Annotated in this window: 23 protein-coding genes; 15 read left to right on the top strand and 8 right to left on the bottom strand. The window is 69.7% G+C overall.

Features of this window, described 5'->3' with window-relative positions; all coding sequences use genetic code 11:
* Positions 1-103 precede the first annotated feature (103 nt).
* Together ACFVT5_RS06515 and ACFVT5_RS06510 are read right to left on the bottom strand one after the other, a co-directional pair.
* Positions 104-562: a peroxiredoxin gene (locus ACFVT5_RS06515; RefSeq protein WP_389882006.1), complete on the bottom strand. Its 459-nt coding sequence runs from the start codon at positions 560-562 to the stop codon at positions 104-106.
* A gap of 227 nt (positions 563-789) precedes the next feature.
* On the bottom strand, positions 790-1,227 hold the full coding sequence (locus ACFVT5_RS06510) for a DUF3052 domain-containing protein (RefSeq protein WP_389882004.1): 438 nt from the start codon (positions 1,225-1,227) through the stop codon (positions 790-792).
* Positions 1,228-1,868: 641 nt separating this feature from the next.
* On the opposite strand from ACFVT5_RS06510, the gene aceE reads away from it, so the two are divergent.
* Positions 1,869-4,601, top strand: coding sequence for a pyruvate dehydrogenase (acetyl-transferring), homodimeric type (aceE, locus tag ACFVT5_RS06505; RefSeq protein ID WP_389882002.1), 2,733 nt, complete (start codon positions 1,869-1,871; stop codon positions 4,599-4,601).
* A gap of 153 nt (positions 4,602-4,754) precedes the next feature.
* Here the strand turns inward: aceE and ACFVT5_RS06500 are convergent, their stop codons facing one another.
* Both ACFVT5_RS06500 and ACFVT5_RS06495 read right to left on the bottom strand, forming a co-directional pair.
* Complete coding sequence (locus ACFVT5_RS06500; RefSeq protein ID WP_389882000.1) at positions 4,755-5,150, bottom strand: peptidase inhibitor family I36 protein; 396 nt, start codon at positions 5,148-5,150, stop codon at positions 4,755-4,757.
* A gap of 174 nt (positions 5,151-5,324) precedes the next feature.
* Positions 5,325-6,941: an MFS transporter gene (locus ACFVT5_RS06495; protein WP_389881998.1), complete on the bottom strand. Its 1,617-nt coding sequence runs from the start codon at positions 6,939-6,941 to the stop codon at positions 5,325-5,327.
* A 114-nt stretch (positions 6,942-7,055) separates the two neighbouring features.
* On the opposite strand from ACFVT5_RS06495, the gene ACFVT5_RS06490 reads away from it, so the two are divergent.
* From ACFVT5_RS06490 to ACFVT5_RS06460, 7 genes are all read left to right on the top strand, one after another.
* Entirely contained in the window at positions 7,056-7,742 is a 687-nt protein-coding gene (locus ACFVT5_RS06490; RefSeq protein ID WP_389881996.1) for a TetR family transcriptional regulator, read from the top strand.
* 216 nt (positions 7,743-7,958) lie between these two features.
* Positions 7,959-9,170 carry an alpha/beta hydrolase gene (locus ACFVT5_RS06485; RefSeq protein ID WP_389881994.1) on the top strand — a complete coding sequence of 404 codons (1,212 nt, stop codon included), beginning with the start codon at positions 7,959-7,961 and terminating at the stop codon, positions 9,168-9,170.
* A gap of 75 nt (positions 9,171-9,245) precedes the next feature.
* Positions 9,246-10,142 (top strand): DUF4429 domain-containing protein, encoded by an 897-nt coding sequence (locus tag ACFVT5_RS06480; RefSeq protein ID WP_389881992.1) that lies wholly within the window; start codon positions 9,246-9,248, stop codon positions 10,140-10,142.
* 162 nt (positions 10,143-10,304) lie between these two features.
* Positions 10,305-11,690: a sensor histidine kinase gene (locus tag ACFVT5_RS06475; RefSeq protein WP_389881990.1), complete on the top strand. Its 1,386-nt coding sequence runs from the start codon at positions 10,305-10,307 to the stop codon at positions 11,688-11,690.
* Positions 11,691-11,738: 48 nt separating this feature from the next.
* Complete coding sequence (locus tag ACFVT5_RS06470) at positions 11,739-12,416, top strand: response regulator (protein ID WP_389881988.1); 678 nt, start codon at positions 11,739-11,741, stop codon at positions 12,414-12,416.
* 207 nt (positions 12,417-12,623) lie between these two features.
* Positions 12,624-13,778, top strand: a complete 1,155-nt coding sequence (locus tag ACFVT5_RS06465) for an alpha/beta hydrolase (RefSeq protein WP_389882136.1) — start codon at positions 12,624-12,626, stop codon at positions 13,776-13,778.
* Positions 13,775-15,016, top strand: a complete 1,242-nt coding sequence (locus ACFVT5_RS06460; RefSeq protein ID WP_389881986.1) for an acyltransferase — start codon at positions 13,775-13,777, stop codon at positions 15,014-15,016. The genes ACFVT5_RS06465 and ACFVT5_RS06460 overlap by 4 nt, the downstream gene beginning before the upstream one ends.
* 46 nt (positions 15,017-15,062) lie before the next feature.
* Here the strand turns inward: ACFVT5_RS06460 and ACFVT5_RS06455 are convergent, their stop codons facing one another.
* Together ACFVT5_RS06455 and ACFVT5_RS06450 are read right to left on the bottom strand one after the other, a co-directional pair.
* Complete coding sequence (locus tag ACFVT5_RS06455) at positions 15,063-16,073, bottom strand: aldo/keto reductase (RefSeq protein ID WP_389881984.1); 1,011 nt, start codon at positions 16,071-16,073, stop codon at positions 15,063-15,065.
* Entirely contained in the window at positions 16,073-16,597 is a 525-nt protein-coding gene (locus tag ACFVT5_RS06450; RefSeq protein WP_389881982.1) for a MerR family transcriptional regulator, read from the bottom strand. The genes ACFVT5_RS06455 and ACFVT5_RS06450 overlap by 1 nt, the downstream gene beginning before the upstream one ends.
* Before the next feature lie 97 nt (positions 16,598-16,694).
* Here ACFVT5_RS06450 and ACFVT5_RS06445 point away from each other — a divergent pair, with 97 nt between their 5' ends.
* Positions 16,695-17,180, top strand: a complete 486-nt coding sequence (locus ACFVT5_RS06445) for a GNAT family N-acetyltransferase (RefSeq protein WP_389881980.1) — start codon at positions 16,695-16,697, stop codon at positions 17,178-17,180.
* 99 nt (positions 17,181-17,279) lie between these two features.
* A complete protein-coding gene (locus tag ACFVT5_RS06440) occupies positions 17,280-18,119 on the top strand; it encodes a serine hydrolase domain-containing protein (RefSeq protein ID WP_389881978.1) in 840 nt (279 codons plus the stop codon).
* Positions 18,120-18,156: 37 nt separating this feature from the next.
* Here ACFVT5_RS06440 and ACFVT5_RS06435 read toward each other — a convergent pair whose 3' ends face one another.
* Positions 18,157-18,936, bottom strand: coding sequence for a pirin family protein (locus ACFVT5_RS06435; RefSeq protein ID WP_389882134.1), 780 nt, complete (start codon positions 18,934-18,936; stop codon positions 18,157-18,159).
* Positions 18,937-19,041: 105 nt separating this feature from the next.
* Between ACFVT5_RS06435 and fasR the strand changes: the two genes are divergently transcribed.
* The 5 genes from fasR to fabF all read left to right on the top strand — a co-directional run bounded on the left by fasR (position 19,042) and on the right by fabF (position 24,018).
* The gene (gene fasR / locus ACFVT5_RS06430) at positions 19,042-20,247 is read left to right on the top strand and encodes a fatty acid biosynthesis transcriptional regulator FasR (RefSeq protein WP_389881976.1); all 1,206 of its coding nucleotides are present in this window, start codon (positions 19,042-19,044) and stop codon (positions 20,245-20,247) included.
* An 89-nt stretch (positions 20,248-20,336) separates the two neighbouring features.
* On the top strand, positions 20,337-21,341 hold the full coding sequence (locus ACFVT5_RS06425; RefSeq protein WP_389882132.1) for an ACP S-malonyltransferase: 1,005 nt from the start codon (positions 20,337-20,339) through the stop codon (positions 21,339-21,341).
* Between the two features lie 16 nt (positions 21,342-21,357).
* The gene (locus ACFVT5_RS06420) at positions 21,358-22,359 is read left to right on the top strand and encodes a ketoacyl-ACP synthase III (RefSeq protein ID WP_389881974.1); all 1,002 of its coding nucleotides are present in this window, start codon (positions 21,358-21,360) and stop codon (positions 22,357-22,359) included.
* A 72-nt stretch (positions 22,360-22,431) separates the two neighbouring features.
* Entirely contained in the window at positions 22,432-22,680 is a 249-nt protein-coding gene (locus ACFVT5_RS06415) for an acyl carrier protein (RefSeq protein WP_389881972.1), read from the top strand.
* A 75-nt stretch (positions 22,681-22,755) separates the two neighbouring features.
* Positions 22,756-24,018, top strand: coding sequence for a beta-ketoacyl-ACP synthase II (gene fabF / locus ACFVT5_RS06410; RefSeq protein ID WP_389881970.1), 1,263 nt, complete (start codon positions 22,756-22,758; stop codon positions 24,016-24,018).
* A gap of 133 nt (positions 24,019-24,151) precedes the next feature.
* On the opposite strand, the gene ACFVT5_RS06405 is transcribed toward fabF, so the two are convergent.
* Positions 24,152-24,649, bottom strand: a complete 498-nt coding sequence (locus ACFVT5_RS06405; RefSeq protein WP_389881968.1) for a DUF3145 domain-containing protein — start codon at positions 24,647-24,649, stop codon at positions 24,152-24,154.
* Positions 24,650-25,013 lie beyond the last annotated feature (364 nt).

Raw genomic sequence — 25,013 nt, 5'->3', positions numbered from 1 at the left:
TTGGTGTCTAGGGGCGGGGAGCCCCCGTCGTGCGTTGGCATCGGATCAACGACTGGATCCTAGTGACGGGTTCCCGGGGTCCGCAGGGGTTGACCCCGAAGAATCACAGGGTGTCGAGCGCCTTGACGTAGTCGTTGAGGTCGCGCGCGTCCGGCAGGCCGTTCACGACGGTCCAGCGGACGACGCCCTCCTTGTCGATGACGAAGGTGCCGCGGACCGCGCAGCCCTTGTCCTCGTCGAACACGCCGTACGCGCGCGAGGCGTCACCGTGCGGCCAGAAGTCGGACAGGAGGGGGTACTCGAAGCCCTCCTGCTCGGCGAAGACCCGCAGCGTGAACGGGGAGTCGTTGGAGACGGCGAGGAGCTGCACGTCGTCATTGACGAACTTCGGCAACTCGTCGCGCAGGGCGCACAGCTCGCCCGTGCAGACACCCGTGAACGCGAACGGGTAGAAGAGCAGCACGACGTTCTTCTCGCCTCGGAAGTCGGAGAGCCGCACGGTCTCGCCGTGCTGGTTCTTCAGCTCGAAGTCCGGGGCCTTGGTGCCGACCTCGATCGCCATGGTCACGCTTCCCTTCCAGGGGTCTGTTCAGGTGATGACCACCCTACGCAGCCCCACCGACATGCCCCGCGCGAGGGCCTACGCGCGCGGGAGCACTCCCGGGGCCGGCCGCGCGCCGCAGATCCGTGACACGCCCCTCCACGCGCGTGGGTGAGGGCACACGCACGAGGCCCCCACCGACGGAGAGTCGGTGGGGGCCTCGGGATTCTGCTCGGGCGGTGGGCTGCTCAGCGCTTCTTGGCCGCCGCCTTCGGCGTGACCAGGCGGCTGCCGCTCCAGTCCTTGCCCGCACTGATGCTCTTGGTCTGGGACAGACCCGCTGTCTGCGCGGCCTCGTTGATGTCGCTCGGTTCGACGTAGCCGTCACGGCCGGTCTTGGGCGTCATCAGCCAGACCGGGGACCCTTCGTCGATCAGCGCGATGGCGTCGACCAGCGCGTCCGTCAGATCGCCGTCGTCCTCGCGGAACCACAGCATCACCGCGTCTGCGACATCGTCGTAGTCCTCGTCGACGAGTTCGCTGCCGATGATCTCTTCAATGGCCTCGCGGAGCTCCTGATCGACGTCGTCGTCGTAGCCGATCTCCTGGACCACCTGCCCGGGCTGGAACCCCAGCCTCGCGGCAGGGTTCGTCCGCTCCTCCGCGTGGTCCGCGGTCGCGCTCACCGTTTGCCTCCTGATCGTGTTTCGGAAGATGTGTTCTGGCCTCGCCCATGCGCGAAGCTTGGCCGTAGTCCACACGGGCGGGGCGGATCGCGCAAGTACCCGGCCGTGGAGACCGCCGAAACGGTGACGTTCCTGGCGGTCTCGCCGCAACTCCACGCACGAAATCACGGCATTCAGTGACACACACCACGCCAGTCTGCCCCATTCGCCCGTTTCATGGTGCCCGGCCGACCTGAGACCGACTCTCGGTACGGGGTGTCGGGACTGACGATACGGGGCTTCGGGAGCGAACCGTACGGGGTTGCCGTGGCCGAACACCGTGGGTCGCCCTGGCTCGACCCCCTGTGCGGCCCTGGCCGAACACCGACGGTCGCCCGACCGAACGGCCCCGCGCATCCGGCTATGGCCCTACAGATGCGGCTGCGGCCCCACGAATACGGCTCACGGGATGGGCGTATCGTTGCGGTTTGGCCGAAGCCGCCCCACCCTGGGGGACAAACGTCTCGGTTACCTCTGGGTACGGATGACGTTTGCCTCCGCGAGGTAGACGATGGGGACCGGCGCACGCCAGCAGGTGCACCCCCGTACAGCGCCCTCAGACACTGCCTCCAGACAGTGCCCCCAGACAGTGAAGGAACAGCGTGGCTTCCGGATCCGATCGCAACCCGATCATCATTGGCGGCCTGCCCAGTCAGGTCCCGGACTTCGATCCCGAAGAGACACAGGAATGGCTCGACTCGCTCGACGCCGCCATCGACGAGCGAGGTCGTGAGCGGGCCCGATACCTGATGCTCCGGCTGATCGAGCGGGCCCGCGAGAAGCGCGTGGCCGTGCCCGAGATGCGCAGCACGGACTACGTCAACACCATCGCCACCAAGGACGAGCCGTTCTTCCCGGGCAACGAGGAGATCGAACGCAAGATCCTCAACGCGACCCGCTGGAACGCCGCGGTGATGGTCTCGCGCGCGCAGCGCCCCGGTATCGGCGTCGGCGGGCACATCGCGACGTTCGCGTCCTCCGCCTCGCTGTACGACGTGGGTTTCAACCACTTCTTCCGCGGCAAGGACGACGGCAAGGGGGGCGACCAGATCTTCTTCCAGGGACACGCCTCACCGGGCATCTACGCGCGCGCGTTCCTGCTCGACCGCCTCTCGGAACAGCAGCTCGACGCGTTCCGCCAGGAGAAGTCGAAGGCCCCCAACGGACTGTCCAGCTATCCGCACCCCCGGCTGATGCCGGACTTCTGGGAGTTCCCGACCGTCTCCATGGGCCTCGGCCCGCTCGGCGCGATCTTCCAGGCGCGGATGAACCGCTACATGGCGGCGCGCGAGATCGCCGACACGTCCGCGTCGCACGTGTGGGCGTTCCTGGGCGACGGCGAGATGGACGAGCCGGAGTCGCTCGGGCAGCTGTCCATCGCCGCCCGGGAGGGCCTGGACAACCTGACCTTCGTGGTCAACTGCAATCTCCAGCGGCTGGACGGCCCGGTACGGGGCAACGGCAAGATCATCCAGGAGCTGGAGTCCCAGTTCCGGGGCGCGGGCTGGAACGTCATCAAGCTGGTCTGGGACCGCTCCTGGGACCCACTGCTGGCGCAGGACCGCGACGGCATCCTGGTCAACCGGCTCAACACGACCCCGGACGGCCAGTTCCAGACGTACGCGACGGAGACCGGCGCGTACATCCGGGAGCACTTCTTCGGGGACGACCACCGGCTGCGCACGATGGTCGAGGGCATGACCGACGACCAGATCCTGCATCTGGGGCGCGGCGGGCACGACCACAAGAAGATCTTCGCGGCGTTCTCGGCGGCCAAGGCGCACAAGGGGCAGCCGACGGTGATCCTGGCGCAGACCGTCAAGGGCTGGACGCTCGGCCCGAACTTCGAGGGCCGCAACGCGACCCATCAGATGAAGAAGCTGACGGTCAGCGACCTGAAGGGCTTCCGCGACCGGCTGCACCTGCCGATCACGGACGAGCAGCTCGAAAGCGGTCTGCCGCCGTACTACCACCCGGGCCGTGACTCCGAGGAGATCCAGTACATGCACGACCGGCGCCAGTCGCTGGGCGGGTATGTGCCGACGCGTGTCGTCCGGTCGAAGCCGCTCGCCCTGCCCGACGACAAGGCGTACGCGAGTGTGAAGAAGGGCTCCGGGAACCAGTCGATCGCCACCACCATGGCGTTTGTGCGACTGCTCAAGGACCTTATGCGGGACAAGGAGATCGGCAGGCGCTTCGTACTGATCGCGCCCGACGAGTACCGCACCTTCGGTATGGACTCGTTCTTCCCGAGCGCGAAGATCTACAACCCGCTCGGCCAGCAGTACGAGTCCGTGGACCGTGAACTGCTGCTCGCCTACAAGGAGTCGCCGACCGGGCAGATGCTGCACGACGGCATCTCCGAGGCGGGCTGCACGGCGTCGCTGATCGCGGCGGGTTCGGCGTACGCGACTCATGGCGAGCCGCTGATCCCGGTGTACGTCTTCTACTCGATGTTCGGTTTCCAGCGGACCGGCGATCAGTTCTGGCAGATGGCCGACCAGTTGGCGCGCGGTTTCGTTCTGGGCGCGACCGCCGGCCGCACGACTCTGACCGGTGAGGGTCTCCAGCACGCGGACGGCCACTCGCATCTGCTGGCGTCGACCAACCCGGGCTGCGTCGCGTACGACCCGGCCTACGGCTACGAGATCGCGCATATCGTGCGGGACGGTCTGCGCCGGATGTACGGCCCGGACAGCGAGGACGTCTTCTACTACCTCACCGTCTACAACGAGCCCATCCAGCACCCGGCGGAGCCCGCGGACGTCGACGTGGAGGGCATCCTGAAGGGTGTCCACCGGCTGAAGTCGGGCGAGCGGGGCGCCATTCCCGCGCAGATCCTCGCGTCGGGTGTGGCGGTGCCGTGGGCGATCGAGGCCCAGCGGATCCTCGCCGACGAGTGGAACGTCAAGGCGAACGTCTGGTCGGCGACCTCCTGGAACGAACTGCGCCGCGAGGCCGTCGATGTGGAGCGGCACAATCTGCTGCACCCCGAGGAGGAGCAGCGCGTCCCGTATGTGACGCGAAAGCTCTCCAGTTCCGAGGGTCCGTTCGTGGCCGTTTCGGACTGGATGCGGTCGATTCCCGATCAGATCGCGCGCTGGATTCCGGGCACGTATCAGTCGCTCGGCGCCGACGGTTTCGGTTTCGCGGACACGCGGGGCGCGGCGCGGCGCTTCTTCCACATCGACGCGCAGTCCATCGTGCTCGCGGTGCTGACCGAGCTGGCCAAGGAAGGCAAGATCGACCGCTCCGCCCTGAAACAGGCCATCGACCGCTACCAGCTGCTGGACGTGGCGGCGGCGGACCCGGGCGCCGCGGGGGGCGACGCGTAGGGGTCCTGGCGGGTAGGTGTTCCGGGCGGGTGCGAGTCCTGGCGGGTATGTGTCCGGACGGATTCGGACGAGGGGTGGCGGGCGTTGACCTGCCACCCCTCGTGCGGTGTCGGGGGCTACCCTCCCCCCAACCCCCACCCCGTCACTTCTTCGTCAGCGCTCCCAGATCTTGAAGGCCCTTACCCGGTACGGGGATTGTGGAGTCCAGGTGCCCTTGCCGGGGTACGTCTCGAACTCCCCGGTCTCCGCGCACTCCGCGGACTGATAGGTCGTCACGGGCCGGCCGAGCCGATTGGCGAGAGCCTGCGCGCTGCCCCCCTCCGGCAGCGCGACACAGCTGTCGATATCGACCCCGGCCAGCTCGTACGTGTGTCGGGCCCCCTTGAAGTTCGGCTTCGACCAGAGGCACAACTCGCCCGGACCGCAGGCGCCGAGTGTCGGCGGCGATGCGGCTCCGGCATGGGACGGACTGACGGCTCCGGCGGGTACGGGGCCGATGACGACCGCGGCCAGGGTGGCCGCGACGGTCATGGGAAGCGTGGTGCGCATGGGATCAACCTCCGTGTCGTACTGATCACTTGTGGGAACTGTGACCCGGCGCGGAGGGCGGACGGAAGGGCTCCGGGCACATGCCACCCGGATAGGCGAAAACCCCATCGGACCGACCCGATGGGGTTTCGCGGAGCTGCGTACGGTAAAGGACCGCGTTGTGCGCGCCGGAGTCTAGATGTGCGCCGCGCCCGCGCCCGCCTCCGCGTTGGCGCCGCGCTTGGTGAGCAGGGCGACGAAGATGGCCACGGCGGCGACGGCGGCGGCGACCAGACACGCCAGGCTCATGCCGGATATGAAGGTGTCGTGCGCGACCCCTGTGATCTTTTCGGCGATTCCGGCCGGGGTGCCCGGAGGTACGGGCGCCGCGCCGACCCGGACGGCTTCGGACGCCTGCGCGAGTTGTTCGGGGGTGAGCGGCGGGAGCTTGGCGTCCGCCCAGTTGCCCGCGAGGTCGTTGTCCACCTTCGAGGCCATGACGGCGCCGAGCACGGCCGTGCCGAGGCTGCCGCCGATCTGCATGGCGGCCTGCTGGAGACCGCCGGCGACGCCGGACAGCTCCATGGGAGCGTTGCCGACGATGACCTCGGTGGCGCCGACCATGACGGGCGCGAGGCCGAGGCCCAGGAGGGCGAACCAGATCGACATGGTGAGGCTGCCGGTCCCGGCCTCCAGGGTCGACATGCCGTACATCGCGAGGGCGGTGACGGTCATGCCGCCCGCCAGGGGGATGCGCGGGCCGAACTTGGTGATCATCACGCCCGCGAGCGGGGAGCCGACGATCATCATGCCGGTCAACGGCAGCAGATGGACGCCTGCTTCGACCGGGCTCATGCCGTGGACGCGCTGAAGGTAGAAGGTGACGAAGAACAGCCCGCCCATGAAGGCGACGGCCATCAGCACCATCAGGACGACACCGGCGGACAGCGCCACCGAGCGGAAAAGGCCCAGCGGGACGAGCGGTTCGCGGACGAACATCTCCCAGACGGCGAAGAGCGCGAAGCAGAGCACGGCAATGCCGATGAAGGCCCACGTCCAGAGGTCGCCCCAACCCCATTCGGGGGCCTTGATGATCGCCCAGACCAGACAGAACATGGCCGCCGACAGCAGGGCGATGCCGAGGATGTCGAAGGACCGTGGGGCGTTCTCGGCGCGGTGGTCCTTGAGGATGACGAAACCGAGGACAAGAGCGATGACGCCGACCGGCACGTTGATGAAGAAGACGGACTGCCAGCTCACGTGCTGGACCAGGAGACCGCCCAGGATGGGACCGCCCGCGGTGGAGGCACCGATGACCATGCCCCAGATGCCGATGGCCATGTTGAGCTTCTCGGCGGGGAAGGTGGCCCGCAGCAGGCCGAGGGCGGCCGGCATGAGGAGCGCGCCGAACAGGCCCTGGAGCACGCGGAAGACGACGACAAAGGCGATGCTGTCGGACAGTCCGATGGCACCGGATGCGGCGGCGAAGCCGACGATGCCGATGAGGAAGGTCTGACGGTGGCCGAAGCGGTCACCGAGCTTGCCGGCCGTGATCAGAGCGACGGCCAGGGCGAGGAAGTAGCCGTTGGTGATCCACTGGACGTCGGCGAACGTCGCGTCGAGGTCCTTCTGGATGGCCGGGTTGGCGATGGCCACGATGGTGCCGTCGAGGGCGACCATCATCACGCCGATCGCGACGGAGAAGAGCGTCAGCCAAGGGTGGCCGCGCAGCCCCTTGGTGGGGGCCGGGGCGAGCGGGGCCGGTGCCTCGTCCGCCGGACCCGTCTTGTCGACGGTGGTCTGACTAGTCATACCTTCGAGGCTAGTGACAGCCGCTGACAGTTGACAAACCAGTTCACAAGTCGGTAACTGTCACGTTGCTCACAGATACCTTGCGCTGGGCAAACGGCAGAAAAGAGGAAAAGTGTGACAACACCCCGTCCGGGACTCCGTGAGCGCAAGAAGCAGTTCACGCGCGACGCGCTGCTGAGGGCCGCGCTCGAACTGTTCACGGCCCAGGGGTACGACGAAACCACGGTCGACGAGATCGCCGACACCGTCGGTGTCTCCCAGCGCACCTTCTTCCGGTATTTCACCACCAAGGAGGAGACCGTCTTCGCCGTCCAGGAGATGATCGAGTGCCACTTCCTCACCGCGCTACGCGAACGCCCTCCCCAGGAGAGCCCCTTGGAGGCCCTCAGAAGGGCCGTCCTGGACTCCTGGGACACCATCGACGAGGTCATCAAGGCGGCGGTCCCGGTGGAACTGCACATGCGCACGTACCAGATGATCGAGTCGACGCCCTCGCTGCTCGCCGTGCATCTGCGCCGGTCGTCCGATGTGGAGGAGCAGATCGCACAGTTGATCGCCGAGCGCGAGGGGCTGGACGTGGACGCCGATCCCAGGCCCCGGGTGGCCGTGGCCGCGTTCAGCGGTGTCATGCGCGTCACGGGCCGCATGTGGGGCGCGGGAGAGGACACCAGCGTCGCGTCGATCCGGGCACTCACGACGACGTACCTCGATCAGGTGGGTCCGGCGCTCGCGGAGGACTGGCATACCGCGCGCACCCGTTCGACAGAACCCGCCCGTTCGAAGGACACGCGCCCGGAGTGACGTTCGCCGCGCGCGGGACGATGTTTTTCTCGCGGGGGGTGCGGTTTCCCCGGCGCGCCCCGGGCGGCGCCACCACGGGCGGTGCGCCAGAATGGTCGACGGAGTGTGACGAGACCTGACCGGGTACGCCCGCTTTGATGCAATTACCTCGCTGGAAACGTGATCCGTGTCACCCGTCGCACGGACGGGTGCGCGCTTCTCCTAGGGTGTCCCGCAGTGACTTCCTTCGACTCGACTCCCCCACTCAACGTCTGGCGCGCCCTGCTGGCGCTGGCTGTCGTGTTCGTGATGCTGGCGACCACCGGCTGGACGGCACTGCACAACCAGCGCGGCACCAGTTCCCCGCTGCGCACCGCTCTCGCCGCCTGGGAACGGGGGCACATCAACGGCCACCCCCTCCCCGACCCGAGCGCGTCCCCGGCCCGCCTCGCGCACTTCTTCGGCTCGCTCACGCCGGACCAGCGCACCCGTCTCGCCACGCGCTACCCGCTCGCGGTCGGCAACATGAACGGCGCTCCGGTGAAGCTCCGCTACCAGGCGAACCGCATCGCGCTCGCCACCGCGCGCAAGGTGGAGCTGCGGCGCATGCACGACAGCAGACTCTCGCCGTCCGGGCAGCACGACGCGGGCAGACGCATGCATCGGTTCGAGGCCCTGATGCGGCCCGAACGGCACGTCCTCGCCTTCGATCCGACGGGCAGCGGGCGCGTCGCCGAGGTCCTGGGTGACCTCGACCGCGCGCAGCACGTGTCCGTCGTCGTACCGGGCATCGACACGGACCTGTTGACGTTCCAGCGCACCTTCCGCAAGTACTCGGCGCCGCTGGGGATGGCACGCGCGCTGTACGACGCCGAGCGTTCCGCGAGCACACGCGCGCGGGTGGCCGTGATCGCGTGGGCCGACTACACGGCACCCAGCGGCCTCGGTGTGGAGGCGGCGACCGCGATACGCGCTCAGGACGGCGCGGTGCGGCTGAACGCCCTGTTGCGGGCGCTGCCGGGCACATCCCGCGTCGCGCTGTACTGCCACAGCTACGGTTCCGTCCTGTGCGGGGTCGCCGCGCACCAGGTGCCGAAGCGGGTCAGCGACATCGCGGTGGCGGGCAGTCCCGGTATGCGGGCCGACTCGGTGTCCCAACTGCGCACCGGGGCACGGATCTGGGCGACGCGTGACGCCGACGACTGGATCGAGGACGTGCCGCATCTGGAGGTCGGCGGGATCGGGCACGGCGCGGATCCGGTGTCGTCGGCGTTCGGCGCACGTGTGGTCTCCGCGCGCGGGGCGAAGGGTCACGCGGGCTATTTCGAGCCGGGAACGGAAAGTCTGACCAACTTCGCCGAAATCGGGATCGGTTCCTACCTCGGGGTGCGATGTGCCAGTGGGGATGACGGCTGCCGGAGTGGTTTGTCCGGCGGCATGGCGGCCTGACGCGCGTAGAAGCGCAGGAAGTGCGGCCTGCCGCAGGAGGGGACGGAGGCACGCGTGCCGCATACGATGAGCCGCATGGGTGACGTACTGGCCGGATTTCAAGCCGCCTGGGAGTTCGAGTCGGACTCCGTGCTCATCCGCTTCGAACGGGGGATCCGTACGCCCAAGCTGTTCCAGGCGCTCGGTGAGCGCCGGATCCCCCACGAGGCGGTCGCGGCGGTGACTCTGACTCCCGGGAAACGCGGGACCGTTGTGCTGCACGCCGTGCCGAGGCCCGGCGCGGATCCGCTCATGGACGCGGCCGACGGTCAGCTCAAGGACGGGTGCGATCCGTACCGGCTGGTGCTGCCGGCCGAGCGCGAGACGTTGGCGGAGTACTACGCCGACGAACTCCGGCCCCTGGTCGCAGGGGACGGCGACGCCCCTGCCGACCGGTATCTCGTGGCCGCTCCGGAGGCTCCACTGCACTTCAAGGCGTACGACGGGAAGGCGACCTTCGACGGTAAGTCGGTGTCCTACCGGTGGTTCTGGACGGGCGCCTCCTCGGCGAAGTGGAAGGCCGGCGACCAGACGTTCCCGGTCTCGGATCTCAGCGGCGTCGAGTGGCGCTCCCCCGAACTGTTCGAGGGACATCTGCGGCTGCTGCGCCGTAGCGGCGCCGCCGCGCAGGTCCTTCAGCCCGCGCAGGCGGACCAGGATCCGGCGGCGGTCGTGTTCGGCCTCGGCTACGGCCCGGTCCACGAGTCCCTGCCGTTCGCCGCGTCGGTCCTCGCCGCGGTGCGGTCGTCGGGGCCGGCCGCCGGGCCGGGTGCGGTGACCGCGCTCCCGGCAGAACGGACACCGCACCCGGCGCGCCGTGATCCGGCGGACATCGCGGAACGCATACGTCACCTGGGTGAACTGCATCAGGCCGGTCTCGTCACGGACGCGGAGTTCACGTCGAAGAAGGCGGAACTGCTCGCGGAGCTGTGATCCGACCGGGTGCTGGGCGGGAGAGGGGGCGCGCCTCGCGATCCGGTAGGCGGTCGGCTGGTACGGGGTCGGCTGGTACGGGGTCATACCCCGGTATGACATGGGTTCCGGCTCCTCGGTATGACGCGGGAGCGGGGACTCGTTGCCTACGCTGATCGGGCCATGAGCACCACATCCACTCCCCCGGAACCGCGGGGCCACGAAAGCCGTCCGTCGCACGACCCGCCGCGCCCGGCCGTCCGGCAGCGCGCCGGAGTCGTCGTGCGGGGCTGGCTGCTGCTGGCCGGCGAGGTGCTGACCACGCCGTCCGGGTCGACCGGGGCACTGATGTCCGGCGCACCGCGGCGCTGGATGCGGTCGCTGCCCTATCTGGTCGCACTGGGCTTCGTGGCCGCGCTGATCCCCACCACCACCCTCGTGCTGACCAACGACTACGGCATCGACGGTTCCCTCGCCGGTGCGTTCGCTGTCGCTCAGGCCGCTCCGCTGCTGCTGGCCGTGAGCCGTCCGCTGCCCGCGTGGTGGATCGTGATCATCGCCGATGTGCTGGGCGCCGTCGTCGTCGTGAACACGGGCGAACCCCGTCCGGCACCCTGGGCGCCGCCGATCATCCTGGGGTACGTGGTTCTGTGCCTGACGCTTTCCCTGCGTGAGAGACGCCGCACCCTGATCGGGGTCTGGCTGGTCACGGCGGTCGCCGGTCTGATCCTCGCCGCGTTCACGGCACCGGGCACCCAGGACACGAGTCTCCTGCTGATCGTGCTCAGCGGTGCCGTGCTGCTGCTGGGGACTCTGCTGCGTGAGCGCGGGGAGGCTCGGCGCAAGCTGGTCGAGCAGGAGACCATCAGTGAGGCGGAGCGTTCCCAGCGCACGCTTCTGGAGGAACGGGCCCGTATCGCACGCGAGTTGCACGACATGGTGGCGCACCACATGTCGGTGATCTCCGTGCAGGCGGACTCCGCGCCGTACCGCTTGCAGGGGCTTTCCCCCGCGGTGGTCAGGGAGTTCGAGTCCATAGCGGCGGGTGCGCGGGAGTCGCTGGGTGAGATGCGGCGCCTGCTGTCGGTGCTGCGCAGTGAGGACGCCCACGGTGAGCGGGCGCCGCAACCCGGGCTGGACCGGCTGAGGCAGTTGGCCGATGCGACCGTGCGCGCCGGGGTACCGGTCGAGATGTCGGTCCCGGAGATCGCCCTCGTCAAGGAGTTGGCGAAGGTCTCCCCCGCCGTCGATCTGTCCGCCTACCGCATCGTGCAGGAGGCCCTGGCGAATGTCGTACGGCACGCGCCCGGCGCCCGCACGGAGCTGCTGGTCTCGACGGACTGCGAGCATGTGATGATCATCGTCGTGAACGCCCCCGCGCCTCGACGGGCCGCCCCGCTGGAGAGCGGCGGTACGGGACACGGGCTGGTCGGTATGGCCGAGCGCGTACGGTTGATCGGCGGCACGCTCGACGTCGGGCCGCTGCCCGACGGGGGCTTCCGGGTCGCGGCCCGGCTGCCCGTCGTCGAACCCGGCGGCGCCGCCCCGCCCGACGGCCGGGAGACCTGAAGCGCCCTGTTCACCACTCCCGCTCTTTCCGAAGGAGTCCCGTCCCGCATGACCATCCGCGTGATCATCGTCGACGACCAGGCCATGGTCAGGGCGGGCTTCGCCGCGCTGCTCGCCGCGCAGAGCGACATCGACGTCGTGGGCGAGGCACCGAACGGCAAGGAGGGCATCGACGTCAGCCGCAGCACGCATCCCGATGTCGTCCTCATGGATGTCCGGATGCCGGAGATGGACGGCCTGGCCGCGGCCCGCGCACTGCTGGATCCGCCACCCGGCGTCGTCCACCGGCCCAAGGTACTGATGCTCACCACCTTCGACGCGGACGACTATGTGTACGAGGCGCTGCGGGCCGGCGCGTCCGGGTTCCTGCTGAAGGACGCGCCGCCCACGGATCTGATCGCCGCGGTGAGAGTGGTGGCCGGCGGTGACGCGCTGCTCGCCCCCTCGGTGACGAAGCGGCTGATCGCGCAGTTCGCACGGCAGAAGCCGGCTTTGCGCAGGAATCGCGCACTCGATCTCAACGGACTGACGCCGCGTGAGACCGAGGTACTGGAACTGATCGCCCGAGGGCTGTCCAACCAGGAGATCGCGGACCGGCTCGTACTGGCCGAGCAGACGGTCAAGACCCACATCGGCCGGGTGCTGTCCAAACTGGGCCTGCGCGACCGCGCCCAGGCCGTGATCTTCGCGTACGAATCCGGACTGGTCACACCCGGCGACCAGTAGGGCCTCGGGGTCCCTACCCCCTACTGCGGTATCAACACCGAATACCTCGGTATCACCTGCGAGTTGGCACCGCAGTGTGACGTGTGACCAGGCGTTTTCTCCCTACCTTTCCCTTCGTCGGGCCATCGGACGGAGGGGATCAGGACCATGCGTCTCAACTCACGGGAAAAGTACGGAAGCTCAAGGACCGCGATGTCGAGCGGGTCCATGGGACGGGGGCGGCGGACACTCGTCGCGGCGGCACTCACCACGACGGTCGTGACGGGTACGGCGGGTTGGGCGGCGGGGACGGAGCAGATTCCGATCACGGGCCCACCGCCCGGCACCGGATCCTGGCGGGCCGATCACACGCTCGGTACCGCCCTGCCGGATCCCGCGACCGCGCGGCCCACCCAAGTGGCCGCCTTCTTCGCCGCGTTGAGCGATGCCGAACTGCGGGAGCTGGTCAGGCGCCACCCCAGCGTCGTCGGCAATCTGGACGGAGCGCCGATCGCCGTGCGGTACGAGGCGAACGCGCTGGCGCTGGCCGCCGCACGCGACGAGGAGCGGGCCCGCCTGAAAGACCCGGAACTCACCTCGCAGGACCATGAGCTGGCCCGGTCCCTGATCAGCCGGTACAACGAACTCCTGATGCCGGCACGGCAGATCCTCGCCTTCGACCCTCGCGGACGCGGCCAGATCGCCGAGGTCTTCGGGGACTTGGCCGAGGCGGAGCACGTCTCGGTCGTCGTCCCCGGCTCCGACATCGACCTCGGCTCCTTCGACCGGGCCGACAAGGGGTACGGCACACCGGTCGGCATGGCGCGCTCGCTGCGGCAGGCGGCCGGACCCGGCACCGCCGTGGTGGCCTGGGTCGGGTACACCACCCCGGTCGGCATCGGGCCCGACGCGGCCACGGGGCGGCTGGCGGAGGCCGGCGCGCCACGCCTTGCCGGATTCGTGTCGGGCCTGACGGCGGCAGGCGCACCGAAGCCCTCGGTGTTCTGTCACAGCTACGGATCGGTGGTCTGCGGTCGCGCGGCCTCGCGGATGCCCGCGTCCGACCTGGTCGTCCTCGCGTCGCCGGGCATGCGTGCGGACACGGTCGCCGATCTGCACACGGCCGCGCGGGTCTGGGCGGCGAAGGACGACAGCGACTGGATCAGCAAGGTGCCGAACGTCGAGTTGTTCGGACTCGGTCACGGCGCCGATCCGACGACCCCGGAGTTCGGTGCCCGCCTGGTCCCGGCGAAGAACGCCAGAGGTCACTCGGGGTACTTCGCGCCGGGCACGGACTCACTGCGGACCTTCGCCGACATAGCGACAGGCTCCGCCGTGCGGCACAGCGCCGGTACCGGGGTCCGCGAGGGGGTGCTGTCATGACGGCCACCGGCGCCCTGCGACGCGGCCTTCGCAAGGCGTCGTCCGCCGCGGACACCATCAACGCCAGGACGCCCGCCCACCGGGACCGTGCAATAGACGGCCTGCGAGCACTCGCCCTGCTGGCCGTGCCGACCGGACACTGGCTGCTCGGCGGCTTCACTCTCGGCCCGGAGGGTGCCCTGCACAACGCGAGCCCGCTGTCGGCCTTCGGCTTCCTCGCGCCGGTCAGCTGGATCCTCCAAATGCTCGGTGTCTTCTTCCTGGTCGGCGGCTATGCCTCCGCGCTGTCCTACCGCCGATCGAGGAATCGCGGTGAATCGACGGGGAGTTGGCTGCGCGGGCGGGTGGCCCGGCTGGGGCGGCCGGTGCTGGGGGTGACGGCGGTATGGGCCGCGCTGATACCCGTGCTGTACGCGGCGGGAGTGCCCGGCACGACCCTGCGAACCGGCTCGACACTGGTGATACAGCCGTTGTGGTTCGTGGGCGTCTACACGGTGATCACGGCACTCACCCCGGTGTGCCTCCGTGCGGCGGAACGGCTGGGGGCATGGGCGGCGGCACCGCTCCTCGGGTCCGTGGCCGTGGTCGACCTGCTGCGGTACGGCCCGTCGGGCGACGCCATGCCGTCCTGGCTGAGCCTGCTGAATGTGCTGCCCGGATGGATGTTCGCCTATCAGCTCGGGGTGTGCTGGTCGGAGCGGAAGCTGGGACGGCGGGGCGCCGCAGTACTTCTCGCCGGAGGGGCGGCCCTGTTCGCGGCGCTGCTGCTGGTCTTTCACTACCCGGCGTCGATGGTCGGCGTCCCGGGTGAGGTGCGGACCAACTCGCATCCGCCGTCCCTGCTCGTGCTGGCCCTGGCCGCAGTGCAGTGCGGCGCGGCGATCCTGCTGCGGGACCGTTTGGGCCGGTTGCTGCGCCGACCCGCCCTGTGGGCCCCGGTCGTGGTGATCAACCTGTCTGCGATGACGATCCTGTGCTGGCATCAGACGGCGATGCTCACGGCGGCGGTCCCGGCGTCCCTGGCCGGTTCGGTCCCCGGACTGGTGGGGGCGCCGGACAGCCTCGGCTGGATAGCGGCGCGACTCGCCTGGCTGCCGGTGTTCGCCTTGGTGCTGGTCGTCATAGGCCGGTGGGCCAGGGGGTTCGAGTCGCCGTGGACCAGGGCGACCGGGGCCGTGCGGGCGCTGGCGGGGCTGCTGGCGGCGGGGTTCGCGGTCTTCGCCCTGGGTCTGGCGTGACCGGTCCCTTGGCCCGGCGTGGCCGGCCGGGTCCAGGGTGGCGGGTCTACTCCCGGCCGGCCGAGGTGAACCGCATGTCGGTGTACCGGTCGCCCTTGACCTGGTCGGCGATTCGGTTCAACCGGGCCAGTTCGTCGTCGGTGAGGACGATGCCGGTGGCGGCGGCGTTCTCCTCGACGCGGGTGCGCTTGCGGGTGCCGGGGATGGGGACGACGGGCAGTCCGTGGATCCGGGACTGCTGCTGGACCCAGGCGAGGGCGATCTGGCCGAGGGTCGCGTCATGGGCGGCGGCGACGGCTCGGACGGGCTCCAGGAGGGAGGCGTTGGCGGCGGCGTTGTCGCCGGTGAAGCGGGGCTGTTGACGGCGGAAGTCGTCGGCGGCGAGTTCCTTGTCGGCGCTGACGAACGAGCCGGTGAGAAAGCCTCGGCCGAGGGGCGAGTAGGCGACGAGGGCGACACCGAGGTCGGCGGCGGCGGGCACGACGCCCTGTTCGATGTCCCGGCTGAACAGGGACCACTCGGACTGGACGGCGGCGATGGGGTGCACGGCGTGCGCGGCGCGCAGTTCGGAGCCGGTGACCTCGCTGAGGCCGAGGTGCTTGACCTTGCCGGCCCGGACCAGTTCGGACATGACGCCGACGGTCTCCTCGATCGGGACGTCGAGGGCGCGGCGGTGCATGTAGTAGAGGTCGATGGTGTCGACGCCGAGACGCTGGAGGCTGCCGTCGATGGAGGACCGGATGTAGTCCGGGTCGTTGTTGATGATCCGCCGGGTCGGGTCGGCCGGGTCGGTGGCGAGGGCGAACTTCGTGGCGAGGACGATCTCGTCGCGGTGCACCTTGACAAATGAAGAGAGAAAGCGTTCGTTCTCGCCGGCACCGTAGGCGTCCGCGGTGTCGTAGAGGGTGATGCCGAGATCGAGGGCGTGGTCCAGGGTGGCGCGGGCCTCGTCGGTGTCGGTGGGTCCGTAAGCCCAGCTCATGCCCATGCAGCCGAGCCCTTGGACGCCGACCTCGGGGCCGTCCGTGCCGAGTTGGACGGTGGTGATGCGGCTCATCAGGTGCGGGTCCTCTCGGTGGAGCTGTCGGCGTAGAACGTGATCTTGTGGTCGAGGACGGCGAGGGTGTCCTGAAGCTCGGCGATACGGCCCAGGACATCGCGGCGGGTGGCTTCGAGGAGGTCGCGGCGTTCGGCGAAGGTGCCTTCTCCGGCACGGACGAGTTCGGCGTAGCGAACCATGTCGGCGACCGGCATGCCGGTGAGGCGCAGCTTGCCGACAAAGTCGAGCCAGTCGAGGTCGCGGTTGGTGTAACGGCGCTGACCGGTGTGCGAGCGGTCGATGTGGGGCATCAGCCCGATCCGCTCGTACCAACGCAGGGTGTGCGCGGTCAGGCCCGTGAAGGCGACGGCCTCGCTGATCGTGTAGTGGTCCTGCCCTTGGGGGCGGGGGTGCGGGGCCGGTCCCGCGGCGCAGACATTCTGCGCGGGCTGGTTCTGTCCGGGCCTCGGTCGCGTCCCGGGGCCGGTCCCGGTCCCCGCCGGTGCGGCCTTGGTCTGTGTCGCCGTCTCCATCACCGTCATGACCTCAACGCTAGAACCCTGGAGTGCACTCCAAGCAAGCGCAACCAGGAAGGAAATCGAGGCGACGGGCCTACGGCGGCTCGATAGCGTGCGGATCATGACTGTGGTACGCCGGGCGACATCGCGGGACGCGGACGAGTTGGTACGGCTGCGGAAGGTGATGCTGGACTCGATGACGCCGAGCGACGATGTCGAGTGGCAGGCGTTCGCGGCGGAGGATCTGAGGGCGCGACTGGCCGAGCCGGACGGGGACCTCGGGGTGTTCGTCGTCGATCATCCCGACCGGGAGGGCGCGCTGGCGGCGTGTGTCACGGGCACGGTCGAGCGGCGGCTCGCCGGGCCGGGCAATCTCCGGGGTCTGACCGGACATGTGTTCAATGTGGCGACGGATCCGGGGATGCGACGGCGGGGGTATTCGCGGGCGTGCATGACGGCGTTGCTGGCGTGGTTCCGGGAGCGGGGCGTGGGCAAGATCGATCTGCACGCGTCCGAGGAAGGGGAGCCGTTGTACGCGTCGCTGGGGTTCGCGCGGACACCGGCACCGGCGATGCGGCTCACGATCCGACCGTTCGAGTCCGGCTGACAACTCGGCGACGTCCACCCGCCGACCGGATCCCGGCCCTCGACCCACCCGGTCCGGGCCCCGGAATCCGGGCGGCGGGTGGACGTTAGGCTCGTCGGTATGCAGAGCCTGGCGTTGATCGAGAACTGGCCCGTGCCGACCGCCGCGGCAGCCATCGTCCGTGCGGACGGAACCGTCGCCGGAACACGGGGACCCACCTCGCACCGTTTCGAACTGGCCTCGGTGACGAAGCCGTTGGCGGCGTACGCGGCACTGGTGGCGTACGAGGAGGGCGCGATCGAGCTGGACGAGCCGGCCGGACCCGAGGGCTCGACCGTGCGGCATCTGCTGGCGCACACCAGCGGGCTGGCGTACGACGAGCACAGGGTGACCTCGCCGCCCGGCACGCGTCGGCTGTACTCGAACGCCGGTTTCGAGATGCTGGGTGACCATGTGGCGAAGGCGACGGACATCCCGTTCGGCGAGTATCTGCGGCAGGCGGTGCTCGAACCGCTCGGGATGAGCGGCACGGCGCTGGAGGGGGCCGGGTCGCCGGCGCGGGACGGGGTGTCCACGGTGGACGACCTGGTGAAGTTCGCCACCGAGGTGCAGGCACCGCGGCTCCTGGACCCGCGGACAGTGGCGGAGGCGATGACGGTGCAGTACCCGGGTACGAAGGGGGTGCTGCCGGGGTACGGGCATCAGAATCCGAACGACTGGGGGCTCGGGTTCGAGATCAGGGACTCGAAGTCGCCGCACTGGACAGGGAGTTCGTCGTCGCCGAGGACGTTCGGGCACTTCGGTCAGGCGGGAACGTTCCTGTGGATCGACCCGGAGGCCCGGTGGGCGGACGGGCGAGGTACGGGGGCCGCGTGTGTCGCGCTCACCGACCGGGTGTTCGGGCCGTGGGCGGCCGAGGTGTGGCCGCCGTTCACGGACGCGGTCCTCGCCGAGCTGTGAGCTGACGGGGCGACGGCGGAGGTGGTGACGGTGACGGTCAGCGGGGGCCCATCTCCCAGAGCAGCAGTTCCGCGGGAGTCCGTGCCACGGCCTCCAGCCCCTTCGCGTCACTGATCCGCACGGCGTCACCGGGACGGAGGCTCACCGTCACCGGACCGGCACCCCCGTCGCCCTCCTTGCCCCCCTTGCCCCCGGCGACCCCCTTGCTCGCCTTGGCCCCGGCACCTCCGTCGCCCCCCTCTGTCCCCTCTGTCCCGTCACCCTCGGCACCCCGTATGTCGACCTCCCCCCGCACGACATGCGCGTACACAAAGGCGGCGTCCGGTACGGCGGTGCGTTCGCCGGGGATCAGGCGCCGGACGTGGAGCATCGCGGTGGCCTCGGGGAGGGCGTAGGGCGTGGAGTCGGCGATGCCGTGGACGACCTCGTAGAACGGTTCGCCGCCGGGTTCGCGGGGGGCCAGCCACATCTGGACGAAGACCAGCGGGTCGGGGCCCTCGTTGCGTTCGATGTGGCGGACGCCGCCGCCGGAGCTGAGGCGCTGGACGTCGCCGGGGCGGACGACGGAGGTGTGGCCCGTGGAGTCGCGGTGGGTGAGTTCGCCCTCGACCACCCAGGTGACGATCTCGGTGTGGCTGTGCGGGTGTTCGTCGAAGCCGACGCCGGGCGGGAGCCGCTCCTCGTTGCAGGCGATGACCGCGCCGAAGCGGAGGTTGTCGGGGTCGTAGTGGGGCCCGAAGGAGAAGGCGTGCAGGGATTCGATCCCGACCGCCGGGTCGCCCCCCGGGTAGCGCTCGGCGGCGCGCCGTACATCCATCACGGCGTCCACGGTAGCCCGGCGAGGCGGCCGGAGGGGACGCGCGTGGCCAGCACGGTGGACCCGCCGATACGCATGCCCGTCCCGATAAGGCAGTCTTGTCCCGTGCCCGAACCCGAAGTCGGCAAGACCGAGCCCTCAGCCCGCGACATCCACGCGCACGCCGCGACCCTGAAGCGGCTGGAGAAGTCGTCCGGCAGTCTCGCCGCGCAGGCCATCCAGCGGATGGACGAGACCCTGCCGTGGTACCGGGCGATGCCCCCGGAGAACCGTTCGTGGATCGGGCTGGTGGCGCAGGCCGGGATCGCGGCATTCACCGAGTGGTTCCGGCATCCGGACGCGCCGCAGGCGATCTCCACGGATGTGTTCGGTACCGCGCCGCGTGAGCTGACCAGGGCGATCACGCTGCGGCAGACCGTGGAGATGGTGCGGACCACGATCGAGGTGATGGAGTCCGCGATCGAGGAGGTCGCGGCGCCGGGCGACGAGTCGGTGCTGCGCGAGGCGCTGCTGGTGTACGCGCGGGAGATCGCCTTCGCGACGGCGCAGGTATACGCGCAGGCGGCCGAGGCGCGTGGCGCGTGGGACGCCCGACTGGAATCGCTGGTCGTGAACGCGGTGCTGTCCGGGGAGGCCGACGAGGGCGCGGTAAGCAGGGCGGCGGCGCTGGGCTGGAACTCGCCCGAGCATGTGTGCGTGGTGCTGGGCACGGCGCCCGACGGTGACAGCGAGTTGACCGTGGAGGCGATCCGCCGGGCGGCCCGGCACGCGAAGCTCCAGGTGCTGACCGGGGTGCTCGGGGACCGGCTCGTCGTCATCGCCGGTGGCAGTGACAATCCGCTCCAGGTCGCGAAATCGCTGATCGGACCGTATGCGGCGGGGCCCGTGGTGGCCGGTCCGATCGTGCCCGACCTGCTCGCCGCGACCCGGTCCGCGCAGGCGGCGGCAGCGGGGCTGAAGGCGTGCGGGGCGTGGCAGGACGCGCCGAGGCCGGTACTCGCGGACGATCTCCTGCCGGAGCGCGCGATCGCGTCGGACCCGTCGGCGCGCGAGCAGTTGGTGGAGGAGATCTACAGACCGCTGGAAGAGGCGGGGTCGGCTCTGCTGGAGACGCTCAGCGTGTATCTCGAACAGGCGAGCAGTCTCGAAGGCGCCGCGCGGATGCTGTTCGTGCACCCGAACACCGTGCGCTACCGGCTCCGACGTGTGACAGACGTCACCGGGTGGTCACCCTCTGACGTAAGGTCGGCGTTCACGCTGCGGATCGCGCTGATTCTGGGGCGCTTGGCCGACGGGGACTCCCAGAGCTAGCGTTTTGTTGGGGCTCTACAATTCCCCCCGCTGTTCTTCGTCCCTGTCCCCACGGGCGGCCCGTGCCGTCCACAAGAGAGAGTGTGAGTGTGCTCGTACTCGTCGCTCCTGGCCAAGGCGCCCAGACGCCCGGCTTCCTGACTCCCTGGCTCGATCTCCCCGGCGCGGCCGACCGGATCGCCGCCTGGTCGGACGCCATGGGACTCGACCTCGCCCACTACGGCACGCGCGCCGACGCGGACGAGATCCGTGACACCGCCGTGGCGCAGCCGCTCCTTGTCGCGGCCGGAATCCTGTCCGCCATCGCGCTCGCGGAATCCGCACCGGGCACCGACACCCCGTCCGACCCCGGCACCCCGTCCGACCGCCCGGCCGCCCGTCTGGCCGCCCTCGGTATCGGCGCCGTTGCCGGTCACAGCGTCGGTGAGATCAGCGCCGCCACCTTCGCCGGTGTCCTCGACGCGCCCGCCGCGCTCCAACTGGTGCGCACCCGGGGCCTGGCGATGGCCGAGGCCGCGGCCGTCACCGAGACCGGGATGGCGGCTCTGCTCGGCGGCGACCCCGAGACGGTCGTGCCGCATCTGGAGAAGCTGGGCCTGACGCCCGCGAACGTGAACGGCGCGGGCCAGATCGTGGCCGCGGGAACGGTCGACGAACTCGCCGCGCTGGCGGCCGACAAGCCGGAGGGCGTGCGCCGGGTGGTGCCGCTGAAGGTGGCCGGAGCGTTCCACACCCGGCACATGGCTCCGGCCGTGGACACCCTCGCCGACGCGGCCAGGAAGCTGGCCCCGGTGGACCCGGCGATCACGTATGTGTCGAACAAGGACGGCCGGACGGTCGACACCGGCGCCGAGGTGCTGGCGCGACTGGTCGGACAGGTCGCCAATCCCGTCCGCTGGGACCTGTGCATGGAAACCTTCAAGGCGCTCGGCGTGACGGCGCTCGTCGAGGTGTGCCCAGGTGGGACCCTGACCGGTCTCGCCAAGCGCGCCCTGCCCGGCGTACCGACGCTCGCGCTGAAGACCCCCGACGACCTCGACGCCGCTCGCGCGCTCCTTACGGAGTACGCCGGGCACGCCGGGCAGACGGCCTGAGAAGGAGCCCGAGAGCATGTCGAAGATCAAGCCCAGCAAGGGTGCGCCGTACGCGCGCATCCTCGGTGTAGGCGGCTATCGGCCGACCCGGGTCGTACCGAACGAGGTGATCCTGGAGACGATCGACTCGTCCGACGAGTGGATCCGTTCCCGGTCCGGTATCGCGACCCGCCACTGGGCCAACGACCAGGAGACGGTCACGGCGATGTCCGTGGAGGCGTCGGGCAAGGCCATCGCGGACGCGGGTATCACGCCGGAGCAGATCGGCGCGGTCGTCGTGTCGACCGTGTCGCACTTCAAGCAGACCCCGGCGGTGGCGACCGAGATCGCGGACAAGATCGGTACCGCGAAGGCGGCGGCGTTCGACATCTCGGCGGGCTGCGCGGGCTTCGGTTACGGGCTGACGCTGGCGAAGGGCATGATCGTCGAGGGCAGCGCGGAGTACGTGCTCGTCATCGGTGTGGAGCGGCTGAGCGATCTGACGGACCTTGAGGACCGGGCGACGGCCTTTCTGTTCGGCGACGGCGCGGGCGCGGTCGTCGTCGGCCCCGCGAAGGAGCCGGCGATCGGCCCGACGGTGTGGGGCTCCGAGGGCGACAAGTCGGAGACGATCAAGCAGACCGTTCCGTGGACGGACTATCGCGACGGCACCGTCGACAAGTTCCCTGCGATCACGCAGGAGGGCCAGGCGGTGTTCCGCTGGGCCGTGTTCGAGATGGCGAAGGTCGCCCAGCAGGCGCTGGACGCGGCCGGAATCACCGCGGACGACCTGGACGTCTTCATTCCGCACCAGGCAAACATGCGGATCATCGACTCGATGGTGAAGACACTGAAACTGCCGGAGCATGTGACGGTCGCCCGTGACGTGGAGACCACCGGCAACACCTCGGCCGCCTCGATTCCGCTCGCGATGGAGCGGCTTCTGGCGACCGGAGAGGCGAAGAGCGGCGACACCGCGCTCGTCATCGGTTTCGGGGCGGGTCTCGTGTACGCCGCCACGGTCGTTACCCTCCCCTAGGCATCCCGTCCGGATCATCCGGTCCGTACGGAGTCCGCCACACCCTCTGGAAACATACGAAGGAGCGCCGACATGGCCGCCACTCAGGAAGAGATCGTCGAAGGTCTCGCCGAGATCGTGAACGAGATCGCCGGGATCCCCACCGAGGACGTCCAGCTGGACAAGTCCTTCACGGATGACCTGGACGTGGACTCGCTGTCCATGGTCGAGGTCGTCGTCGCCGCCGAAGAGCGCTTCGACGTCAAGATCCCGGACGACGACGTCAAGAACCTCAAGACGGTCGGCGACGCGACCGACTACATCCTCAAGCACCAGTCCTGATCCTCGGGTCTGAAGCCTGCCGCCACCTGGCGGTGGCGCCGCTCAATCCCCCGTAACCGTGGAGAAAGAATTCCTGTGAGCTCGACCAATCGCACCGTGGTCGTCACCGGTATCGGCGCAACCACACCGCTGGGTGGCGACGCAGCCTCGACCTGGGAGGGCCTGCTCGCGGGCCGGTCCGGGGTCCGGCTGCTCGAAGAGGAGTGGGCGGCGGACCTGCCGGTCCGTATCGCCGCCCGGGTCGCCGTCGAACCGGGTGAGACCATTCCGCGCCCGCAGGCCCGCAAGTTGGACCGGTCGGCGCAGTTCGCGCTGATCGCGGCCAAGGAAGCGTGGCAGGACGCCGGTTTCACCGCCAAGGCCGGCGAGGACACCAGCGTCAATCCCGACCGTCTGGGCGCGGTCATCGCCTCCGGCATCGGTGGCGTGACGACCCTGCTCGACCAGTACGACGTACTGAAGGAGAAGGGCGTCCGGCGGGTGTCGCCGCACACCGTGCCGATGCTGATGCCCAACTCCCCGGCGGCCAACGTCGGCATCGAGCTGGGTGCCCGCGCCGGAGTGCACACCCCCGTCTCGGCGTGCGCGTCGGGCGCGGAGGCCATCGGCTACGCCATCGAGATGATCCGTACGGGCCGTGCGGACATCGTGATCGCGGGCGGTACGGAGGCGGCGATCCATCCGCTGCCGATCGCCGCGTTCGGCAACATGATGGCGATGTCCAAGAGCAACGACGACCCGCAGGGCGCCTCGCGCCCCTACGACGTGGGCCGCAACGGCTTCGTGCTCGGTGAGGGCGCGGGCGTGGTCATCCTGGAGTCGGAGGAGCACGCCAAGGCCCGTGGCGCCCGTGTCTACGCGGAAGCGGTCGGCCAGGGCATCTCCGCGGACAGCCACCACATCACGCAGCCGGAGCCGTCCGGCAACGGCATCGCGCACGCCCTGCAGAACCTGCTGGACGCCACCGACCTGAAGCCCGCCGAGGTCGTGCATGTGAACGCGCACGCGACCTCGACCCCGCAGGGTGACGTCGCCGAGGTCAAGGCGCTGCGCAAGGTGTTCGGCGACGACGTCGACCACATGGCCATCTCCGGTACGAAGTCGATGACGGGCCATCTGCTCGGCGGCGCCGGCGGTGTCGAGACCGTGGCGTCGGTGCTCGCGCTGTACCACCGCATCGCCCCGCCGACGATCAACATCGAGACCCTCGACCCCGAGGTCAACGCGGATGTCGTCCGCGGTGAGCCCCGGGTGCTGCCCGAGGGCCGGATCTCCGCGCTGAACGACTCGTTCGGCTTCGGCGGCCACAATGTGGTGCTCGCCTTCCGCACGGTATGAGACACGCCACGGCACATGCCCCGGCATATATCAGGGCATACATAAGGGCCCTCACCGCAAGGTGAGGGCCCGCCTCCGTATTGACCGACGCCCCATCAGAAGGCCCTGCCGGAAGGCCCCATCAGCGGACTCGTCAGACCACCTGATGCAGCCACCGCACCGGCGCGCCCTCGCCCGCGTACCGGAAGGGCTCCAGTTCGTCGTCCCAGGGCTTGCCGAGGAGCTTGGCGAGTTCGGCCTCCAGGTCGGTCTCGCCACGCTGCGAGCGGGCGAGCGCGGCGCGCAGCCGGTCCTCGGGGATCAGGATGTCCCCGTGGATGCCGGTGACGGCGTGGAAGATGCCCAGGTCGGGGGTGGCGCTGTAGCGCTCGCCCTCGGCCGTGGCGCACGGTTCCGCGGTGACCTCGAAGCGCAGCATCTGCCAACCGCGCAGCGCGGAGGCCAGCTTGGACGCGGTGCCTGCCTCGCCCTTCCAGGAGAACTCGGATCTCCAGGTGCCCGGCGCCGCGGGCTGTCTGATCCAGTCGAGGTTCACGCGCGTACCGAGCACGCCCGCGACTGCCCACTCGACGTGCGGGCACAGCGCGCGCGGTGCGGAGTGCACGTACAGAACCCCACGTGTCGTCGTCACCGGGACCTCCAGTGTGGGACGAGGTGCGCCGCTGTCGGCGGCCCCGCGCCCGTGCCGAGCCATTCCTCAAGAACCAAAGAAACCAAACAAGTCAAATAAACCAAAGTAAATGGGACAGATGTGACGTGATGTAATTTAGCGGAACCGAATCAGCGAGGTGACACCGGGTCGGCCGGAGGCCCTGTCGCTGCCGTGCCGGCAGTGACGGGCGCCACAGGGCCGAGGCTACCGTGCGGCGGCGCAAGGAGTGTGACGTACCGTCGGTCCCGAGGCCCGGAAACACCGAGCTTTCACTCTCGGGGACGCCCTGCGGCACCCGGTCGGGGGTGCCGGGGCGGCCTTCCCGGGCACCAGTGTTCGGCGC

It is taken from the genome of Streptomyces sp. NPDC058001 (genome assembly GCF_042886315.1).
Taxonomy (GTDB): Bacteria; Actinomycetota; Actinomycetes; order Streptomycetales; family Streptomycetaceae; genus Streptomyces.
This window is presented reverse-complemented; position numbering and strand designations above follow the sequence as displayed.